This window comes from Lysinibacillus sp. FSL L8-0312 (genome assembly GCF_038003285.1).
In the GTDB taxonomy this organism is placed as follows: Bacteria; Bacillota; Bacilli; order Bacillales_A; family Planococcaceae; genus Lysinibacillus; species Lysinibacillus fusiformis_D.
Genome location: NZ_JBBOOV010000001.1, coordinates 1095248 through 1116165, shown reverse-complemented (window position 1 = coordinate 1116165; position 20918 = coordinate 1095248). Strand labels below are relative to the sequence as shown.

General features: G+C 36.3%; 20 protein-coding genes. 15 read left to right on the top strand and 5 right to left on the bottom strand.

Features of this window, described 5'->3' with window-relative positions:
* Window positions 1–17: 17 nt before the first annotated feature.
* The gene (locus MHI22_RS05855; protein WP_340811355.1) at window positions 18–236 is read right to left on the bottom strand and encodes a hypothetical protein; all 219 of its coding nucleotides are present in this window, start codon (window positions 234–236) and stop codon (window positions 18–20) included.
* A 760-nt stretch (window positions 237–996) separates the two neighbouring features.
* On the opposite strand from MHI22_RS05855, the gene MHI22_RS05850 reads away from it, so the two are divergent.
* A complete protein-coding gene (locus MHI22_RS05850; RefSeq protein ID WP_340811353.1) occupies window positions 997–1470 on the top strand; it encodes a peptide-methionine (S)-S-oxide reductase in 474 nt (157 codons plus the stop codon).
* Window positions 1471–2607: 1137 nt separating this feature from the next.
* Complete coding sequence (locus tag MHI22_RS05845) at window positions 2608–4380, top strand: oleate hydratase (RefSeq protein ID WP_036116942.1); 1773 nt, start codon at window positions 2608–2610, stop codon at window positions 4378–4380.
* 337 nt (window positions 4381–4717) lie between these two features.
* Here MHI22_RS05845 and MHI22_RS05840 read toward each other — a convergent pair whose 3' ends face one another.
* On the bottom strand, window positions 4718–5899 hold the full coding sequence (locus MHI22_RS05840; protein WP_340811352.1) for an MFS transporter: 1182 nt from the start codon (window positions 5897–5899) through the stop codon (window positions 4718–4720).
* 21 nt (window positions 5900–5920) lie between these two features.
* Window positions 5921–6382, bottom strand: coding sequence for a MarR family transcriptional regulator (locus tag MHI22_RS05835; protein WP_058843643.1), 462 nt, complete (start codon window positions 6380–6382; stop codon window positions 5921–5923).
* Between the two features lie 1014 nt (window positions 6383–7396).
* Between MHI22_RS05835 and MHI22_RS05825 the strand changes: the two genes are divergently transcribed.
* From MHI22_RS05825 to MHI22_RS05785, 9 genes are all read left to right on the top strand, one after another.
* Window positions 7397–7603 (top strand): hypothetical protein, encoded by a 207-nt coding sequence (locus MHI22_RS05825; protein ID WP_340811349.1) that lies wholly within the window; start codon window positions 7397–7399, stop codon window positions 7601–7603.
* Window positions 7604–7810: 207 nt separating this feature from the next.
* Window positions 7811–8338, top strand: a complete 528-nt coding sequence (locus MHI22_RS05820) for a hypothetical protein (protein ID WP_340811346.1) — start codon at window positions 7811–7813, stop codon at window positions 8336–8338.
* A gap of 789 nt (window positions 8339–9127) precedes the next feature.
* The gene (locus MHI22_RS05815) at window positions 9128–9676 is read left to right on the top strand and encodes a hypothetical protein (protein WP_036116978.1); all 549 of its coding nucleotides are present in this window, start codon (window positions 9128–9130) and stop codon (window positions 9674–9676) included.
* Between the two features lie 277 nt (window positions 9677–9953).
* Window positions 9954–11015 (top strand): suppressor of fused domain protein, encoded by a 1062-nt coding sequence (locus MHI22_RS05810; RefSeq protein WP_036116930.1) that lies wholly within the window; start codon window positions 9954–9956, stop codon window positions 11013–11015.
* A 68-nt stretch (window positions 11016–11083) separates the two neighbouring features.
* Window positions 11084–12745: a DUF6138 family protein gene (locus MHI22_RS05805; protein WP_340811344.1), complete on the top strand. Its 1662-nt coding sequence runs from the start codon at window positions 11084–11086 to the stop codon at window positions 12743–12745.
* A gap of 15 nt (window positions 12746–12760) precedes the next feature.
* The gene (locus tag MHI22_RS05800) at window positions 12761–13465 is read left to right on the top strand and encodes a DUF4274 domain-containing protein (RefSeq protein ID WP_036116926.1); all 705 of its coding nucleotides are present in this window, start codon (window positions 12761–12763) and stop codon (window positions 13463–13465) included.
* A gap of 13 nt (window positions 13466–13478) precedes the next feature.
* Window positions 13479–14279, top strand: coding sequence for a hypothetical protein (locus tag MHI22_RS05795; protein WP_036116923.1), 801 nt, complete (start codon window positions 13479–13481; stop codon window positions 14277–14279).
* Window positions 14280–14502: 223 nt separating this feature from the next.
* A complete protein-coding gene (locus MHI22_RS05790; RefSeq protein WP_036116920.1) occupies window positions 14503–14970 on the top strand; it encodes a DUF4259 domain-containing protein in 468 nt (155 codons plus the stop codon).
* A gap of 19 nt (window positions 14971–14989) precedes the next feature.
* Window positions 14990–15457, top strand: a complete 468-nt coding sequence (locus tag MHI22_RS05785) for a hypothetical protein (protein WP_036116918.1) — start codon at window positions 14990–14992, stop codon at window positions 15455–15457.
* Window positions 15458–15518: 61 nt separating this feature from the next.
* Here MHI22_RS05785 and MHI22_RS05780 read toward each other — a convergent pair whose 3' ends face one another.
* On the bottom strand, window positions 15519–16553 hold the full coding sequence (locus MHI22_RS05780) for a YdcF family protein (RefSeq protein WP_058843645.1): 1035 nt from the start codon (window positions 16551–16553) through the stop codon (window positions 15519–15521).
* A gap of 113 nt (window positions 16554–16666) precedes the next feature.
* On the bottom strand, window positions 16667–17833 hold the full coding sequence (locus tag MHI22_RS05775) for an immunity 26/phosphotriesterase HocA family protein (RefSeq protein ID WP_058843646.1): 1167 nt from the start codon (window positions 17831–17833) through the stop codon (window positions 16667–16669).
* Window positions 17834–18025: 192 nt separating this feature from the next.
* Between MHI22_RS05775 and MHI22_RS05770 the strand changes: the two genes are divergently transcribed.
* The 4 genes from MHI22_RS05770 to MHI22_RS05755 all read left to right on the top strand — a co-directional run bounded on the left by MHI22_RS05770 (window position 18026) and on the right by MHI22_RS05755 (window position 20912).
* Entirely contained in the window at window positions 18026–18460 is a 435-nt protein-coding gene (locus tag MHI22_RS05770) for a GNAT family N-acetyltransferase (protein WP_058843647.1), read from the top strand.
* Window positions 18461–18472: 12 nt separating this feature from the next.
* A complete protein-coding gene (locus tag MHI22_RS05765; protein WP_058843648.1) occupies window positions 18473–18961 on the top strand; it encodes a nucleoside 2-deoxyribosyltransferase in 489 nt (162 codons plus the stop codon).
* A 2-nt stretch (window positions 18962–18963) separates the two neighbouring features.
* A complete protein-coding gene (locus MHI22_RS05760; RefSeq protein WP_036117142.1) occupies window positions 18964–19278 on the top strand; it encodes a YbjQ family protein in 315 nt (104 codons plus the stop codon).
* Window positions 19279–19985: 707 nt separating this feature from the next.
* Complete coding sequence (locus MHI22_RS05755) at window positions 19986–20912, top strand: helix-turn-helix transcriptional regulator (protein WP_082673695.1); 927 nt, start codon at window positions 19986–19988, stop codon at window positions 20910–20912.
* The last annotated feature ends 6 nt before the right edge of the window (window positions 20913–20918 follow it).

The following is a 20918-nucleotide window of genomic DNA, read 5'->3' as shown; positions in this document are numbered from 1 at the left end:
TCCTAGACGGATGTTTTTTAGTATAATGGCTGCTGACAAGGGGGAAAGCCGTTGACATCTTGAATCATATGAATATCATATTGCTTTAAGGCGAATTGACTTTGATACAAATATTCAAGGACAAGTAGTTTCCCACCTGAAACACCACAGAGGACACCTGAAGTACCTTGACCATTTGTCAAAGAAACACCGACAGGCTGACCGATTAAGTAAGCAATTTTATGTTGCCAAGGCACAATAGCCACTCCTTTCATTATAATATATGAATGTGGTGGCTAGAGGTGCTTGCCTATAAAGTGACTTTCATTAAATCGTAGCCTCTGTTATTTGTTAAATTGCCATTATCCTAAAGGAATAGGAGTTATAATTGGGTTTCTGATTTTCAGTGGGAATATTGATTTACATAAAAAAGCAAGAGGGTGTTCTTTTAAGTAAAGATAAAAACTATTCACAGAAGAAAACAAAGCAGCAAGGAAGTTACTGATAAAATTCAACTTTATAAGAAGAAGGCCATTTAAGACAATATGAATGCAACCGTGTTACTGAAGAATGTAGTGATATGTTGATCTATTCTTTATTGCATACAAAAGGGATAGCATTGTACAAAAACATCTTGGGGGCGATGTTAAAGGTGCTATCCCGCCATTAATGTATGTGTAAACGGTTATAAACATTACCACTGTGTGTAAATTAGAAAAAACGAAAAATTTTCTTTAAAGTAATGATGTCTTTTGATGATTACTGTAAGTAAAAAAGGCTAATCGCGACCAGCCTCCTACCATAGCAGGTCTAATAATCTCCCACCATACACAGAGATGCTTTTTTACTAACGACGCAGTTAGTTAAAGAGCGTTGCTTGACTTGTGTTCAACAATCGGACCATAATGTGACATAATAAAATTTGTCATTATTTTAATGTGTAATAGACTTAGTAATTACATTTGTTCTTCCTATATTACTTGAAATGAATTTTTTTAAATAAAAAGGAGAGTCAGTATGGAGATAGTATATTTTGCAGGTGGATGTTTATGGGGAGTACAAGCTTTTATAAAAACTTTACCTGGAATTACGTTTACAGAAGCAGGAAGAGCTAATGGCACAGGTCATACACTGGAGGGCGATTATGATGGGTACGCCGAATGTGTAAAAACGGAATTTGATCCGACCATTGTCACAATCAGGGAATTAATGGGGTATTTTTTTGAAATCATTGATCCATACAGTTTGAATCAACAAGGACAGGATATTGGCGAGAAATACAGAACGGGAGTATATAGTGAAAAGCCTGAACACTTACAAGAGGCGAAGGCGTTTCTTGATGAGAGAAATGATTACGATCTTATAGTTGTTGAAGTATTACCTCTTACAAACTATGTAAGAAGTGCAGAAGAACATCAAGATAGGTTAGCTAGATGTCCAAATGATTATTGTCATATTCCAAAAGAAATATTAAATAAGTATAAGTATTGAAGAACATTGAGTTGCAGCGGCAGCTCTTTTTTCTTTTAAACTAATAGTGCACGTTATATGCCCGTTTTATAAAAGAATATAATTTTAGCATGATTAGTTCTATTATTATTTTTGGTATTGCAGGCATACTTTATGCTTTGGTGGAAAATTCTTTCAAGAGAAATATAAAATTTGCTTAAACTAACGGGTAGCAATTGTTCAATTTAGTACACTCGCTTCCTGTGCTAAAGGGGCAGATTAGAAGTACTTAATTTGGATATTAACAATATACACTTGTTTTTGAACATCGTCCTCCAAACAAATTTAGAAAAACGTTTTCAAGATTTATCATTTATTCAATGTGCTTCTTGGAGTTATCCATCTAGATAGATTTATCAAAAAATCACTCATGCCAATATCATGAGTGATTTTTAATGGGTAACCTATTAAATAACGCCATCAGCTTTGGTTTTTTGTGTCATTTTTTTTATTTCTAAGTATAAATGATGTCAGGAATAAGAAGCTTGCCACCCATAACGAATAGAAAAGATTTTCAAGCAACGCCCAATGCCCATTTTTAAAATAATCCCATCCTGTTGATAATAAAAATACAACGATAATGAATGTGATATATATAGATTTTCCGAATGTAGTCAATTTAAACACCTCTATTTGTAATGTATGTAAATTGTAGCGTCAGTGAAAGTAGCAGGCTAAAATCAAAGAAGTCCCATTATTATTAGCTATTACAGGTCATTTTAAACGAGATAATGAGAGATTCGAAAAAAGAATGATCAGTGAATAGGTGTTTTTAGTTATAAAAAGATTTTTTAATATAATAATTATGCAAATTTAACAACCGGGAAATTGTATAATTATCCCACTGGTATAGCATAATGAATGAGCATGGAACAGTGTATAAATGCTTTATCGAGATGGAGCTATGTAATTTGTAGATACTGTATAATTCCTTTTTAAAAAAGGGTTTTTTGAAATGATTTATAAAAATACAAGAAGATGTGATGTCAAATGATACGAGCATCCATTTAGGAGACATGCTATCGAATTTGAATTTTTTGTTAATTTATCTTTCTTTTTCCCATTTAGGTGCCAATGAGTGTTATTCTATATTGGAATAATAATTATGGAGGCGATATTATGTATTACAGTAATGGTAATTATGAAGCTTTCGCACGTCCGAAAAAACCCGAGGGTGTCGATGAAAAATCAGCCTATCTGATTGGTTCGGGGCTTGCCTCACTTTCAGCCGCATGTTTTTTAATTCGTGATGGCCAAATGAAAGGTGAGAATATTCATATTCTTGAAGAGTTAGATATTTCAGGCGGTAGTCTTGACGGAATTTTAAATCCGACAAGAGGGTTTATTATTCGTGGTGGTCGAGAAATGGAAGATCACTTTGAATGCTTATGGGATTTATTCCGTTCCATTCCATCATTAGAAATAGAAAATGCTTCGGTTTTAGATGAATTTTATTGGTTAAATAAAGAAGATCCTAATTATTCAAAATGTAGATTAATGGAGAATCGAGGACAAAGATTAGAGGATGACGGAAAGTTCACATTATCCGATCAATCGTCTGAAGAAATGATTAAATTATTCTTTACGCCTGAAGAGAAGCTAGAGGATAAAAAAATTACAGATGTTTTCTCTGATGAATTTTTTGAATCGAATTTTTGGCTGTATTGGTCCACGATGTTTGCCTTTGAAAAATGGCATTCTGCTATGGAAATGCGTCGTTACATTATGCGCTTTATCCATCATATTGGTGGATTACCAGATTTATCTGCACTGAAATTTACAAAGTATAACCAGTATGAATCCCTAGTACTTCCGATGATCAACTATTTAGAAAAACATAATGTTGATTTCCAATATAATACGGTTGTCGAAAATGTTCTAATTGACAATGTTGGAGATAAAAAGGTAGCTCATACATTAGTGTTAAAGCAAAATGGTGAGAAAAAAAATATAGAGCTAACCGAAAATGAATTGGTTTTTGTGACAAATGGTAGTATTACGGAAAGTACAACGTATGGAGACAATAACACACCAGCCCCTGAAACAACTGACTTAGGAGGAAGCTGGTCTCTTTGGAAAAACATCGCTGCCCAAGATGCTGCGTTTGGAAGACCAGAAAAATTCTGTGATAATTTGCCGAAAGAAAGTTGGTTTGTTTCAGCAACACTCACTACATTAGATGATCGAGTAGCACCTTATATTGAAAAGATTAGTAAAAGAGATCCATATGCGGGGAAAGTCGTTACGGGTGGTATTGTAACAGCAAAAGATTCGAATTGGATGCTAAGCTATACATTGAATCGACAACCTCATTTTAAAAATCAACCAAAAGATCAATTAGTTGTTTGGATTTATGGTTTACTATCTAATAAGCCAGGGGATTTTATTAAAAAAAGTATTACGGAATGTAGTGGCAGTGAGATAGCACAAGAGTGGTTGTACCATATGGGTGTACCTGTTGAGGATATTCCAGATTTAGCGCAAAATTCTTGTCAGACAATCCCATGCTATATGCCATATATCACATCTTACTTTATGCCGAGAGCAATAGGCGATCGTCCGTTAGTTGTCCCAAAAGGATCTGTAAACCTAGCCTTTATAGGGAATTTTAGTGAAACTGAAAGAGATACCGTATTCACAACAGAATATTCAGTAAGAACAGCAATGGAGGCGGTTTATCAATTATTAGCAATTGACCGAGGGGTTCCTGAAGTATTTGCTTCTGCCTTTGATATTCGTACGTTATTAGCGTCAACGGCTCGCTTACTAGATGGTAAAAAATTGACAGATATAGATGCGCCATTTATCTTAAAACAAATCGGTAAATTAGGTATTCATAAAACAAAGGATACAATCATTTATGATTTACTAAAAGAAAGTAAATTGATATAAAAAATAGCTCATCCTAACAATTTGAATCAGCACAAAAAAATAATAGACAAAGTCGAAATTCGGACTTTGTCTATTATTTTTTTAATTATTTAGCTTATCGGAAATATTTCTTAATATTTCAGTTTGTTCCTTTTGTAAGTTAATAAATTTAAGTAAGAACCAAACAATGAAAACAACTGGGACAAGATAAAAAAATAATAGCAGAAAAACAGGGATAATGCCGAGTAATAATTCCATAATTGTATGAAAACCTCCTTATTGGTTTATTATACCATAATAATTATGGGGGAAGCGGCCAATTTTTGAAGATAGCTCAACCTACTAGCAACCATATTTATTACATAGTACAATGCTTTAAACTAGAATACTGAAATAGCGAAATAAGAAAAAATAAAACACCCAAAAAAACAAAGAGGAGGGTACTTGGCAGAACAAGACTTAATCCAGAAAACATACCACCGATTGCCATACCTGAATAGCGAATAAAATTAAACAGTCCTAAGGCAGCTCCTCTATATTCGCTATATTCATTACTTATAATCGTTGAAAATAGTGGAGGGGCAAATCCAATTGCTAAGCCATACACAAATAACAGGGTACTTAATACGATAATTGATTGAGTATGTAGGAAACCAAAAGCTATAATTAACAACGGGAGGAAAAATAAAACAGTGATAAATAGCTTTTTCAACGTCACTTTCTTCTGTATTTTTTTAAAGATAACACTCCCCAAAATCATACTAACAGTTAAAGGTAAGTATAATAATCCAATGTTTTGTAACGATAGATGATAATGATCGTGGAGCAAGATCGGTAAAAATACTAGAATGACAAAGTAAATAAAGAAGACAAAAAAGCTTACCGTCATCGTCATTAAACCGACACGATTCAAAAAAATGGCTCGATAGATTTGGATAAAGCTACTAGCATTTTCTTGACCGTTATTTCTTTTTCCGTTGTTAGGAAATGCCAGCATAATAAACACAAGTAATAGGGTTGCAATAAGAAATAGACATAAAAAAATACCTTGGTAGCCATAATATTCGCCTAATATTCCACCTACTATTGGAGAAACTGCTGGGGCCAGGGAAAGTAGTATTTGATACGTCCCCATTGCGCTCCCCCTTGCTTCACCATCAAATAAGTGTGAAATCATATTTATCGTAACCAAGGGAATAACACCAGCTCCAATGGCTTGAACAACCCTAAAGACCATAAATACTAAAAAGTTGGTTGTAAATGCACAGACGGTGGTTGAGATACTAATTAACAAGAAACTAAAGATCAACAACCGTTTTTGATTTTGGGTATCTATTACTGCACCTAAAAAAATTTGAACCATGGCTATGATAAAAATAAAGCTACTGACAGTGAAATTCACCCAATTAATAGATACGCTAAATGAATCCCGAATGAGTGGAATGACAGGCGTATAAATATTTTGATTTAAAGAAGCGAAGAAACTGCTTATACTTAACAAATACAATGCAAGTATTTTCGTTTGAGCTAGTCGAGACATATACATTCTCCTTTTACAGCTTTAATGTGACTTCATGTTTTCGGTAATAGCGTTTAAAAATCGAATAATTGTCTCTAATTCCGAAGTGTTAAAATCATTAAGGATACTTAAGTAACGATTTTTTGCCTGCTCATGTAATTGATGGTGGATAAGCGCAAGCATCTCCCCTGATTTTGTTAGCATATAATATACTTCCTTTTTATTATCTTCTTGCTGCATTTTTTCAAGGATATTATGCTCTAATAGCTTTTTTACTGCTTTTGTAATCGCTGGTTTCGAAACATTTAAAGTTTCTGAGAGTGTGATGTTATTCGCCTTTCCTTTCTCTTTAATTGCTGCAACAATGTGTAATTGTGTCAATGTCCAATCTGAAACAATTGCTTCCTCCTGACTGACTTTCATTCCTTTTCTTCTTCTGTCAGCCGATTCTCTTTCTGTAATTAATCGTTGCAAAGCTTCTATAACATCATTTTTTTTCTCCATTTGTGTCACCTAGCCTTATTTTATTTTAGTTAACTGGTTAACAATTTCAATTTTATATTTTATTTTTATTTATGTCAACAGGTGTATTTAACGAGGTTATTTAATAGTTAATCAGTTAATAATAAGGTTGATATTAGCGATTTGACCGTAGCTATGCCTAGTGAAACTTGGATGTAGTGCAGTCAACTAAAATAAAATGAAGAAATTCATTGTAGTTATAGTTCAACTTTATGGTTCACTGCATCTGAGTGACTTTTAATAGCTATTATTTTCTAGTTGTCCAGTCCAGTTTTTTGTACACTAAGTACTCCAATAGGGTATTGAGCGAGTGAAAAAGCATCAGAACTGGAACGGTAAATACTGTGCTCCCCGAATTTTAAGTGAAGATCGTTGGAATAGTTTCTTGCAAAGCATTAGCCATGCTATGACTATGAGTAACCGTAATGAACTAATTAAAAAGAATGATGACATTATAAAATTTACAAATTCAATAACTAAAGAAGCAGTTGGATAAATTCGATAATGGCATTATGGCAGGTGGTGACTTTGAAAGGTTGAAAATTATTATAAAACAGCGAAGTAGCTATCCTGAAATAAAGTATTACAGTTTTGTGAAAATATCATTTTAAAATGAGAATTATAAAAGTAAAAAAATCAAGTGTTTACTTGTGGTTAAGTAAAATTGTTTCTTTTGTCATATGAAGGAATAAACAAACGCCAATTCACGCCAATTTCACCTCCTTTAATTGGCGTGTAATGTATATGCACGCCATAAAATGAGACTATGAACGCCAGAAATTTGGCGTCAATTCATCCTTTAAATGGTGTTGTTGGTGATGATAGGATAATGTTTACTCGAGTTAAGTTTAGCTATAGCTAGAAAAAAATTATTTATGTCATATTAGTATGTACCTGTTCTGTAATGTTTTACTAATATAAATATTTGTTGATAATTTTGTTTTAAAAAAATAGTTAGTTAATAGTATTAAATTAAAAATAAAGGATGATTTTTAAATGGCAACAGTTCGTTCAGATGCTTATAATACTGCTAGAAGTATGGGAGAAGCATTAAATAATACAAAAGCAGGTAAAGCTATTAATAATGCTGCAAAAGCAGGTGCTAAAGGTGCCTTAAAAGGCGGCGGAACTGGTATGCTTTTAGAATTTGGAGTTAGATCTGTAAATAATATTTATAATGATGTAATTCGTGGTTCTAAATAGTTCTAGAGAGGTAGAGGATAGGACATAACTAAATGATTCCTTCATAAAGCCGAATAATCTCTAAATTAACTAACACGATAATTAGAAAAACCGAACTATTATTGAAACACTTCATTAGCGTTTCAATAATAGTTCGGTATTTTTGTTAGATTAAACACTTTTGTCCCAGCTTCTACTTTTATAATTTTATTGTTAATGAGGATAAAAATGTATAATATCATTTATAATAGTCTAACTAAATTGGATTCTGTGTTATTAGTTTATTTGGATAAGGATATAGGTAGAAATAAAATAGAATTAGTTAGTGAAAATGGTCTACTTTGGTTAATTCCTACATATCAAAATTCAATATTAAGTAAGGTTGAATACTTTTCTTTTATTATTAATGATCAATTTTGGGTTTGTGATCCTAACTGCTATCGTATTCATGTTATTGATGAGATGAATTTTTCGTATATTGAAGACTTATTAACCCAGCCAATAAATAAAGTGGTTGTAAACAATTCGAGTACAGGAAAAGATTTGAATAATAACACTTTTGAAGTAATAAATAAAACAAAAGCATTTTCAACCTTAGATTCAGCAATTTGTTATACGGCAAACTTAAAAGATATAACCGAGGACTCTGCGGTTATTTTTCAAATAATTAACCCAGAAGGAAAATTGCATTTTGTGGACTGTGAGTGCTTAATGAGGAATAAAAAAATGGTGAACGAATTTATTATGCAGGATTAAAAATTACGCCTAATTTATTAGAAGGTACCTGGACCTTTCAACTGATTCATCAAAATAAAATAATAGATTCAAAAGCCGTTTTATACAAAATCTATAAAATTGACTATGGAAAAGATAAGAATAGTCATTTTACGAAAAAAAATTTCAATTTTAATTTAGAAATTTGAACGATATTAATTTTAGGAAGTGATTTTTATGAGTACTGGTAGGCAAATAGCTTCAATTTTTATATTACTATATTTTGTAGTTTTTTTTATAGTTTCAAAAATCTTTTCATTATCATCTACATTCAATTACATAGTTTGCGGAGCAGGATTAATAATTTCTGTTATTCTACATATGTATTTTAAATTTAAATATGAAAATATTAAAAAACCAGGTTCTCGTTAAATTGAGTACCTGGTTTAATTAATTCCATAAATTTTATCTTGCTAATACTTATTCTAATGTATGTGCGAACGAACATTCTATGTAAGGGAGATGAACTCAACTTAGAGGAAATCGCAACCGCATTAAGTCTCCGGATTCCAAATATACCCCACATAAGAATACAATTAAATTCATATAAATAAAGGTAGTAAAGAAATCATAGAAATCTTGATTTCAACGTACCTATTCAATTCTAAATACACCCCCATAAAACTAAATCTTAAGAAAAACTTCAGGTTCTACTAAGGAAATATTTAAGATTCGTTGTGTATACTTATTAAAAAAAGGAAATTCACGAAACCATTTGAAGATTTAAAACGTATTGGTAGTAGGAGAGAGAATATTGGAGTAGGTGAAGATATGGCACATACGATTTACATAGTATTAACTAAAACAGGGACATTACTATCGAAAGCGATAGGCATGTATACGGGCAAAGAGATGAATCATGCATCCATAGCCTTTGATGAGGGGCTTTCTGAGATGTATAGCTTTGGTCGAAGGCAATTAAACAATCCGTTAAGTGGGGGCTTTTTACGAGAGGATGCAGAAAGAGGCCTATTTGAGTCTGCCGATTGTGTCATTTATCGTTGTCGGATATCCCATTATCAATATTTAGAGATGATGAAAATTGTGCGCTATATGTATTGGAATAGGGATCGCTATAAATATAATTTTATCGGTCTTTTTGGTGTAGTGATGCAAAAGGAAGTGAGACGTGAGCGTGCTTATTTTTGTTCCCAATTTGTAGCGACGCTATTAAAAGTGGGTGGTCTAAAAATCTATCAAAATCCAGCATTAATGACGCCTCATTGCCTAGCACAATTACCATATTTAGAAAAAGTGTTTGCTGGAAAACTAGCAGACTATTTACAAGCTACTCGTGAGCCAGTTATGCTGTATGGCTAACGAAGACATACTCCAATCTATAAATGCCTTTCATTACGTATTAATATCAATATATTGAATCAGGTAGGCAATCTTCCATTTTATTTTTTCGTAAAATAGAAGATTGCCTGCTGATTTTTTATTAGTAATATTTACCTCATATAGGATGACCATACACCTAATTGTTGGAAAGCTGAAAATAAGTCCTATTCCTGTTAAAGTACTACCATAAAATTGCTATCATAAATACTAGGTACGTATGTGTAACGATTGAATCATCAGCAAGGAGGATATATAGATGAGTGAAGAACTAACAGCAGTTGGTTGGGATGCGATTGATCAGGCATTAAGACAGGTGTATAGTGAGCAGGAGCCAATGCATTACGGAACCATGATTCCCTACTCGCTAGGAGGACAAGATCCTTTAGATGGGATAAGTGCCTATAAAAGTGAAACCCCGATTCCGCATTGGCATTTTGTTACATATGGTTTCTCGGAATTATATGAAAAAGAATTTGACAATCAAGAATATAGTGGGTATGGATTTGAGCTGACATTTCGCTTAGTACGCAACGAGAATGAAGAGGAGCCACCTGCTTGGGCTTTAAATTTACTGCAAAATATGGGCAGATATGTCTTTAATAGTGGCAATGTTTTTAGAGCAGGGGATTATTTAGATGCAAATGGACCCATCTGTCTTGATGCTGACACGCAATTAACCGCACTCGCCTTCACATATGATCCACAGCTTGCTGAAATAAATACACCAAATGGAAAAATGGAGTTTATTCAAATGGTTGGTATTTCAGAGGACGAGCTAGAAGCGATGCAGACGTGGAATACACTTGGGGTGCTAGAGGCTGGTATTGAGCAAATACCAAGCTATATTACGGATTTAACACGTAATTCTCTCCTGCAAAATCAAGAAGTTGTCGCAGCAGTTGAGCACGGAATGGAGGAAGATGGCTCCAATACGGGTTTTCTTTTTGTAGACCAGCTCGCTTGGGAGATTGGGAAAAAAGGTTGGTTTAACAAACAGTCCAATGTTATTCAACTCGGGGCGAAACAGGCAGAGGTCATTAGTAAATTACTACGTGGGCGTATTTTAAAAGATAAAAACCTAAGCTTAGTCGGACAACAAATAACAATCCAATTTAAAGCGGATTCCCAAGTTGGCTATCGTGAGGATGGACAGGAAATTACCATTTCATTGAACAGGGCAGCGGTAGAAGAATTAAGTCAAAAGCTAGTGCCACAAGAAAGCCAATTCACTGTGTCTTCTTTAGCAGGTGTAAGCTTTCAAATTTTGAAAACACATATTAAAAATCAAGAAGGAGCGGTTGTGAAAACAATCGGATAAGATTGATCTCTCGCTAAGGCTTTTTAGCGGGAGATTTTTCTCTAAAAGTAGAAAGGGAGGGTGAGACATTGCAACAGTGTGTAGAACATTTTCTAGCAGCTGTGTGGGAACAACTCACAGCTGTTTATCAACAAGAAAGTAAACGGATAATGGACTTAAAAGAACAAAGTAAATTACAAGCAGGTGTCTTTCATTATTTAAAAGTTGCCTGGAAAAAAGGGAAAAGTCCTAATGGCAATATCTTTATTGATGTCTATGAGCCATTTAGTTGGAGTGATAGTGCCTATAGGGTAGAAGCAGGTCCATACATACAGGAGTTTACCAAAGTAAATCAGATAGAGGAGCTTTTTTCGGCTCTCTGTACAAAAATGGAGACGTTGTTTCAATCCGAGCAATATGGTTTCCGATTTTTTGATTACCATTTTCAAGTAGTCCTTGAATTTGAGCATGACGGGACGATGCTTAGCTATCAGAAAAAGCTTCTCCATGATCATAAGCTAGCGTTAGTGAAAGAGCAGCTGGCCACATTTATTGAAACAAAGGTAATGGCTGAGCTACCTATACGACCAAGTGATCATGATGAATTTTTCTTTGCACAGTATTTAGTCAATCCGCATTTTTTTCATCAGTCAGCCAGTGAAATCGAACCACTTATTTGTCAACTAGAAGTAAAACATCGTGCCAATAAAGAGCGTCTAGACCAATGGGTTTATTATTATACAATGGCGTTTAAGCACTGGGCAGAGAAATATTTTTTACCGTACTATTTTGAACAAACAGGGGATTACATCCAAGAGTGGGTGCTGAAAACTGAGGATATGGCACAGCAACTGGAGCAGGAAAAGCTAAATTTCTTTCTTTATGTAGCATTGAAAATTGGTCAAAAAGAGCCAGCTACCCGTTTAGAGTATCTCGAGCTTGCCAAACAGTTGGGCTCACAGCAAGCTGTTGATTATTTGCAAAAAGGAAGCGGTCGTTTTGAAAGCATACGGAAGCGTGAGATGTTCCAAGGGCAAGCAAATGATGTTTTACAGACAATTGATATACGAGTAATAGTTGAAGAGGAAGCGGCTTATCGTGAAGCGCTTCATTATATCATTCAACTGTTGCAGGAAGGTTTTCCAAAGGGCTATAAGCTAACCTTCAAGAGTAAAGTGAAAAATTACCTTCCTGTTAAAAAGTTAGCCAAGTCAAAGCTCCATCAGTTTTTTGCCAATTGCCTTGAATATCCTAGCCTTTTTCCGTTAGTAGCGAATTATGCACAGATTGCTATGGAGGAATTTGCATGGTATCAAGATGTCGAGCCGAGCGAAAAATCAGCGATGCCTGGCACCTATGCGGTCTTTGGTTTAGGTCTCTATAGTAAGGCTTATTTCCCGCTCGTTGAACATTATATGGCACTAGTGGATACAGAGCATCAATCTGTGCAGGATGCTTATGCCGAGGCTTTTCAGGAGGTACATGGCCTAGCAGTGGAGGTGATGCCTGTGTTCGTAGCTATTCTATTAGGTGGGAGTGAATCGGCTAAGCCATTAAAGGGCATGGACATCAAGGGGTTAGACTTACTTACGGCACTTGTGCAAGAACTGGAGAAAAAAGAAGACTACCAGCGTGCATTTATTTTATATCGAATATTTGGTAGTTCCAAGAAGATCGCACAACGTCTAAAGCAAGAAGAAGCACCGATGAAAAATGAGCTGCAGAAATTATTGCAATGGATGGATTTATGAAAGGAGGGCAGTTAAATGGAATGGGCGAAGGTGTGTAAAACTAAGGATATTGAGCGCGTGCGAGAGGCGGTAAGCAAGCTGGATGTCAATGAGCGGGATGTACGTGGGAGAACGCCGTTAATGCTTTTCCTAACAAATCGAATGCCACTTGAAGCAATCAAGCTGCTATTGGCACAAAATATTGATTTAGAGGTACGAGATAAGCTAGGTGATACGGCGCTTAAAAAGGCTGTAAAATTTAAGCAAGCAGAGGTACTTTCATTACTACTTGCTGAGGGTGTAGATTTACAGGCGCCTGAGGGGATTACCGCTACAGCTTGGTATGCAGCAAGAGACCATAGAGGGATTGCGGATTTATTGCTGGATACGCCTGGAGCCATTCGACTGACCTTGCAGGCAGCAGAACAGCTGCAAGTGGAGTCCATTTTATATGAGGAATCCCTTGATACAATGTGCCATGAAATAAGTAAGGTGTCATCAGCTGTCATTTTGCATGCCATTGTGAATGGCTATAATTGGGATGATGGACCAGAGCCCATGCTTGCAGCGTTAGCCAATCCAGTATGTGCACCTATAACCATGATGGACATGTTTGAACTGATGGAAGGCGAGTATTGGCTAGAACAAACAGAAGAAGAACTAGCGAGCTCCTATTGGAAACGACCATGGAAAGAGATGGCAGAAATACTACAGGAAAAGTTGAAATTCTGTGATAGATAGTGAGGAATGTGCAATGGATCAGAAAGCAAAAAAAATTTTAATGCAAACCTATTGGCAATCAGGTAGATGGCGGTCAGGCGGATATACTTATACAGAAGAAGATTTTCAGTATGCCAAAAGTAAGGGCTTGATGTTTGACCGATTAACCATTACTCATGATGAATGTGTACAGAGGTTACGACATCTTCATGAAGAAGGTGTAACAAAGGAGCTTGTGGTGACAGCATTTTTGCATAGCTTATCGACGCGTAAAGTATATTTGCGCAGTGCCTTATCCAGCTGGGCTCTTACCCATGACCTACTAATCCACACGTATCATGAGCGACCTGTTACATTAGTATCCTATAGTGGCTGTGGGTACTGTAATGAGCAGAAAATCATGTCAAATGAAGAATATGTAAATGAAGATTTAAATGTGCTTAATTTTGAACGAATGAAGTGGGGAGGTGTTCGTCTCAATTGGCTCTTATATTGTTTGCTAGATTTAGAATGTTTAGTGAAAGAACAAGAGACGTTTACGGTGTGTGAGGAAGATATAATGATAGTAAAACAGATGATAGCGGCAATAGAATCCTGTAATGAGACGGATGCAGCTAGACAGCTTGAGAAGCGCTGGAAGGATGTATTTAAGTCCAATCAATATGAACGAGATGCTGTGATGGAAATCTGGGGCTATGCTGGTTTACTAGTATCACAGGATGATTATCGCAAGGAGCGTGGACGTGGAACGGATTTTATGTCAATGGCTACCTGGAGAGGACAAGATGGCTATTCGCAAGATAAGATGCAGTTTTACTTTGGCTCCTATCTGTAAATTTGGACTAGCTACGCCAACTCATAAGACAATATTCTGTTAGACAATCCTGATAGCGCAACCATATGGAACGAGCTCTAGCATGCTTCTAATTTGATCGTTTGCTGTTGACATGTTCATTGGGAGACGCCCCCTAGTAATGTGCGCTGATGGTGTGCTAATTTTAAATACAAATGGTTGCGAAAAGCTTTAATTAGATAGATGAAGGGAGAAGTGTAGGGAAATGGGTGCATGGGGATACAAAGCATTGGAAAGTGACGAAGGTTTGGATGTAGTGGGCTTTTTACAAGATTTTATGAAGCATCACAAAGAATCGAGTCAGATTACCTTGTGGAGCATTGTCCAGATGATGAAAAATAAAGGCTTTTTTGGAGACAACTTTGAGGATATCGATTTTTTCTACGATATTAGCGCTATGGCACTGGCAGAGCTTTATTGCCAATATCTTGATACAGGTCAAATCTATGGTTACGAAAGTAAGAATGTACAAGTGCACTGGACAGCAAATGAAGACTCTTTGACATTTATTTTACAGTATCTAAAGGACATTCAAGATGAAAAGCCTGATCAGCATGGAGGGAGAGAAATGACAGAACTATGGAGAGAGTCCGAGAGTTGGCTAGAATGGCAGTCGAATCTAGCCTATCTTATACAAAGGATTGAACAAGAAATCAGCTGTTTGCAGCAATAAAAAAGGGAGGTCATTGGAAGTGACCTATGATTTTTGGATAATGGCTTCCATCATGGAATTGCTTGACTATCCAGATGAGGAAAATGATCATTATATTCCTCAGCCAACGTTGCAAGCCATTATGGATGTGCTTAATATCCAAGTGCCAATAAAAGAAATTTACGAACGTTTTTTTGATCAGTCCATTCATACAGGGCATGTTTTAGTATTTGCTAATAAGCATCTGCCGCATGCCTGTATTGTACTTGATACTTATCGTGATCCACTAGATCAGCAGGATTTAATTCGATTTGGCTGGAGGGTGGCAGCGAAGGATGTTTGTCTAGTAAGACAGTTATCTCGGAAACTATTTGACAATTGTGATGAGGGCATTCGCTACGAGGAAGGTCAATCTATTCTCTATCAGGTACTGCAGGAACAAAGCTATCCTCGTAAATACTACTACGAGACGGTATTTGAGCAAAAAATGAAGAACTATATGGTGTGACCAATCATAAAAGGATTCGTGACACTTCCTATAGAGAGTGCGCGAATCCATATGAAAGACATTATACAAAGAAAAAACTAAATAAAGATAAGATGATGGAAATGCCAACAATAGGTCCAATCATTTTCATATGTCGTTTTCGTCCCATCACAACAATCGCCACATACTCACGAATCATGGCATTTGGCCAATAATAAAAGGCTGTCTTTGATCCTATGCCTTGACTATTCAAGCCCGCAAGTCTTGCATAAATACCAGCGCGAAATAGGTGGAAGTTATTCGTCGTAAAAATACTGTTATAGTCCTTACCTTGTTTCCGATCATCCATCAGTTGTTTAGAAAATAACATATTTTGATAGGTATTGACAGAGCTGTTCTCCTGTAAAGTATGCTCAATTGGAATGCCTTTTTCAATCGCATATCGTTGCATTGCTTCAGCTTCAGGTAGATTCTCGTCAGGACCTTGTCCACCAGAGAAAATAATGGTTGGTGGCGTAGTAACAGCCGCTTGCTTATGGTAGAAATCCATTGCTTTTTGAATTCTACTAGCTAACAGCGGCGGTACTTTGTCATTGATCAAGCCACTTCCTAGCACGATGATAAAATCTTGATTCAGCTTTGGTCGATTGAATTGATAAAGAAAATAGGCGGACAAAAAATTAGATAAATGGATAAAGAAATAAAACGTGATCAGCGAGATCCCACCAAAGATCGGTTGGAGGTGGATTGAAAACACACTCGCTGGATAGATAATCGGTAAGAGGATAAATAGCAATATGCCTATGGCGACCAGTAATGTTAAAGAATTGGCCAAACGTCGACCTTCTCGCTTCATCAATACTCTCGCATTTAAAAATAAACCAAACATTAAGGCAAGAATGCCAAAAGGAATCAAGATAAATAGGGCAATAAAAGGGATAATAACAATGAGCCTTAAAAAGTAATGGTCAGATGCTAAAGATGCGATGACGCAGAATAACAGAAAAGAACAAATAAATAGATTAAATAATAGTCCATTGATCATTTTTCTTGGGTCTTTTAAATAAGAAATGAGAAAAATGACAAAAAGAATGAGTGGAATAATGCCAAAATACATACAAAATGCACCTCTAGTGATGGAGTGGTTGATGATATCTTTATATTATAAGTCATAATTGGGCGAAATCAACCATCGACAAAATGACAAGAGGGAGCCTGACGATACTCCCTCTATTTTTTGTGTGAGCGATTTTCGGATTTATGGAGATAATGAAGATATTCATGACGCGTTAATCCGCCAGTTTGACGATTAAATTCATCATAAGTAATATCTGCTGGTAAGCCAAATTCAGCGAATGCCTGTTGATGTTCTTTATGATAGTACGGATGAGCCAGTGATCTAGATACATTTTCTTCCTCTGATTTCAACCAATCAGTTGCAACGCCTGCAGAGACACCGTGGTTTGTAAAACGATTGCCTGTTTGAAATGTAGTGATAGATGCTGGCTTGCTAATCGTTCCTGTGCCCCATGAAAGACGGTAACGAGGCTCCTTCCCATAGTGGAGAGTCTGTCCGTAACCTAGAGGGAATAAAATATCGTCTTCTGTTAACGTTTTATGACCAAGTTTTTCATAGCAGCCCCTCATAAAATAGTCGTCCATGACGATTTGTGTTTGGGAAGCTAATGGAGCAGCGGTAATTTCCTCAAGAGAAGGCAAACGCTCTGTCGTGGTCAACAGATAGGGACGAATAAATAAAGGCATAGTCATCACATTATGCCAAATACTATCTTCTGCAAATAACTGATCTTTTTGCATTTGCCGTAAATCGCCAATAACCAGCACATAGCCGTTGACGAATAGATCAATCTCTACACGAAAAATATCGCCTGGTACAGCCTTATAACGTAAACTTTTCATCTTTGTCAGCTTTTTTAGCTTGTCTGCGTAATCTGTAGGAAGCTGAGTCGGAAATTGCAGTAGCCAATCCATGATCGCCGACTTAGTCGTTAAATGCTCAAAACCTGTAAGCGGAAGCTGATAATATGTTTTTGCATTGCGAGCTGTAATATAGCTTGATGGCTGGTGTTCATTGCCTAGACCAGCAGAAAAAATAACACCTGTTGCTTTCACGGCAGAAATCGTTGTGTAATTTAATTTCTTTTCCTTTCCACGTGCGGTTTGTGGGACAATCATTTCACGATTACGTGTTAAAATGTCCACATCAGCTTCCTGGTAGCTATGCTCATTAACGAAAATTCTTTTTTTAATCACATCCCCCTCGAAGCAAATAAAGTAATCTTCTCGAATTTGATGTGTGTCCCAATGATTTTCTAGCATATGTAGACCGAAATAAGGGCGTAGTGAATTTGTTAGCCAACTAGTAAATAATGTCAATAAGACTTCCTCCTTACGTATGTTTGTTATGTGGGTCAAGTATACTGAATTTGACGGATGACGAAAATAGGATGGGTGAAAAATGGTTAAAATAGTTGCTTTTATGTGATAGCAACGATTGCTTTCGGAGCAGAAGGCCGCCTTTTTCATCAGGCTATAGAACTGTTATAATGACAGACAGAGGTGATGAACATGCATATTTTGACGATTGAAGGCATACCCTATGCTTGGCTTGAGCCATTACAGGAAATTCATGCTCACGTCTTTGACGGTGCCAAACTGCCAGTCGAAAAGCTAGAAAAGAAAGAAGGTCTTCTTTGTTTATTGGCAGTTGAAGATGAGGCGCTATTCGGCTTTAAACTGGGCTATCCACATCCAGATGGCGTTTTTTATAGTTGGTTGGGTGGTGTTCATGTGACAATGCGGGGGCGAGGTATTGCTAGTCAATTAATGAAGGCGCAGCATGCGGCTATTCAGGAAGTAGGATTTCAAAAAGTTCGTACATATGGTAGAAATACACGCAAAGCCATGCTCATTACCAATCTCAAACATGGCTTTGATATCGTTTCAACATTTCTTGATGAAAAAGGAAGACATAAAATTATATTTGAAAAAACATTCGATTAAGGAGTTTTAAACATGAAAGCATATTTAGCAAACGGATTATTTTCTTTAGGAGATCGCTTCGTCAATGAGCAATTGGCAGCAGCTATTCGGGAGGCCGTGCCAGACATCGCTTTATACGTACCACAGGAAAACGATGCTATCAATGATAAATCAGCCTATGCAGATAGCTTAGCCATTGCTCAAGCAGATTTAGAAATGCTGCAAAATAGTGATGTATTGATAGCTGTATTGGATGGGGTTGAAATTGATTCAGGTGTGGCCGCTGAAATTGGTGCGTTCTCTATGCTGAATCGTCCTATTATTGGTGTACTGACAGATGTTCGTCAGCAAGGACGAGACAATATGCAAAAAATAGAGGCGCTAATCCGAGATGGGCTAGAGAATCAGTTCGTTTACCGTAATCTATTTGTTGTGGGGTTAATTAAACGTAATGGCGTTATAACGTCTTCCATTGAAGAGGCTGTGGAAGCCGTACAAAAATTGAACAACGAGGAGGCATAATCATGCTGTTAGCTACATCAGACGTGATAGCAGGAAAAGACATTATCGACACTTTAGGACTAGTGCGAGGAAATTCTGTTCAATCAAGAAACATCGGTCGAGACATGATAGCTGGTCTTCGTAATATTGTGGGTGGCGAGATGAAAGAGTATGCTGAGATGCTTGTGCGTTCTCGCGAAATCGCCACACAGGCAATGATAGAGGAAGCCCAACAAATGGGAGCAGATGCCATTGTAGGTGTCCGTTATGCGACTTCATCTGTAATGGATGGCACATCAGAAGTGTTGGTATATGGAACGGCTGTGAGATTTAAATAACAGTTTCAGACTGGGGGATAGAAGCCATCGAGAAGTTTGATATGCTCTCGATGGCTTTTGTCATTTTTTTCTCTCTTTCATATTCAATATTTGGTAAACTATTACCAAAAGAGCGCGTGCATGAACATTTTTTTAGACTTCTTAAAGTTACCCATCGCATCCGTAAAACCATGCTTAATGGTTTCTTTGATTTGTTTGATGTTATTGAACTATCGTAAATGTTCAGCTTCCTTCACATAGAATCCCCAAATAGGAAGTTGAATGAGTTCTTACTTTCTGTACATTTTGGTAGGCTTGGTCACCTCAAACGCTTGCTTTTCATCAACATATGTAGTTGGAGTTCTTTATGTAGAAGCTGATGGAATGAAGAGCGCTGACTCCTGCGGGAGAAGCGGAAGTTGAGATTCTGGACTGAGAGGACGTTTTCTGTGTGAAAGCGAAGCGGAGGGAAATAGCTTGACTGCGCCTGTAGCGGAAATCAACGGCTTTACTTTATTTTATTGCGAAAATGCTGCGTTTATCGAATTTATTGTAAAATTTTAGTTAATTATGTTAAAAATACAGTCTATTGTGCTGCTTTAATGATGTTTTATCATAAGATGCGTATAATACCTATTATGCAGATAAGGTATAATGGTTATGGTAGTAAAGGTTAATGATGCCCAACTTAGAATCTGTTGGGCATGATAGAAGAAAGAGTGGGATATATGGTAGATTCACAACAAAGCAAAGGCTATCGTGTTCTTTCGATATTTGATCGATTGATGGATGGCCAAGGAATCAACAAGAAGCAGGAAGCATTGACACATCAGGTTGGTGAAAAAACCATACAACGGGATATCGACGAAATTCGTACATATCTGAGAAAGGCTAAACTCAATTGCCGCTTACAATATGTTCGTACAGAAAAAGTATATAAACTAATACAAACAGATCATAATCGTTTATCTAAAGAACAAGTATTAGTTATTATTAAAATACTAATTCAATCAAGAGCATTTAGTAAGACTGAGATGAATGAACTGTTGGAGAAGCTTATTTCTATTGTGGCAGCAGATCAGGATGCTCAAATACTATTAAAGGAAAAATCGGTAGAGGTAGATGTACAACATAACCAATCCTTAGTACCATTCATTTGGAGCATTTCAGAAGCCATTCAAAAGAACAAGGTCATGACAATTGATTATGTAGCTGAGGGAGAATGTATCTCGACTGAAAAGATGGTAAAGCCTCTAGCTGTGATCTTTTCAGCACCCTATTTTTATGTTCTAGCAGATAATCAAGATAGTCCAACTGTTTACCGAATGGATCGTATTCAGCATCTTCGTGAACAGGATAAAACATTTCAAATAGGTGAGCTCCACAAGGATCAGCCATTGATTGATGTTAGTGAGCCTATACGATTTCTCTATAGAGGAAAGTACCCCCAAACTGTTTTCAATCGATTTCCGACAGCCAAGCTCGTATCGCAAAATGATCATGCCTACTTATTTGAAGCAAATGTGTTTGGAAACGACATCAATAGGTGGTTTTTAAGTCAGGGAGCAGATCTAGAGATATTGGAGCCAATCGAGCTGAGAGAAGAGATGATAGAAACTATACAGGCAATGCAGCAAAATTATCATTGTATTTAAAAACCC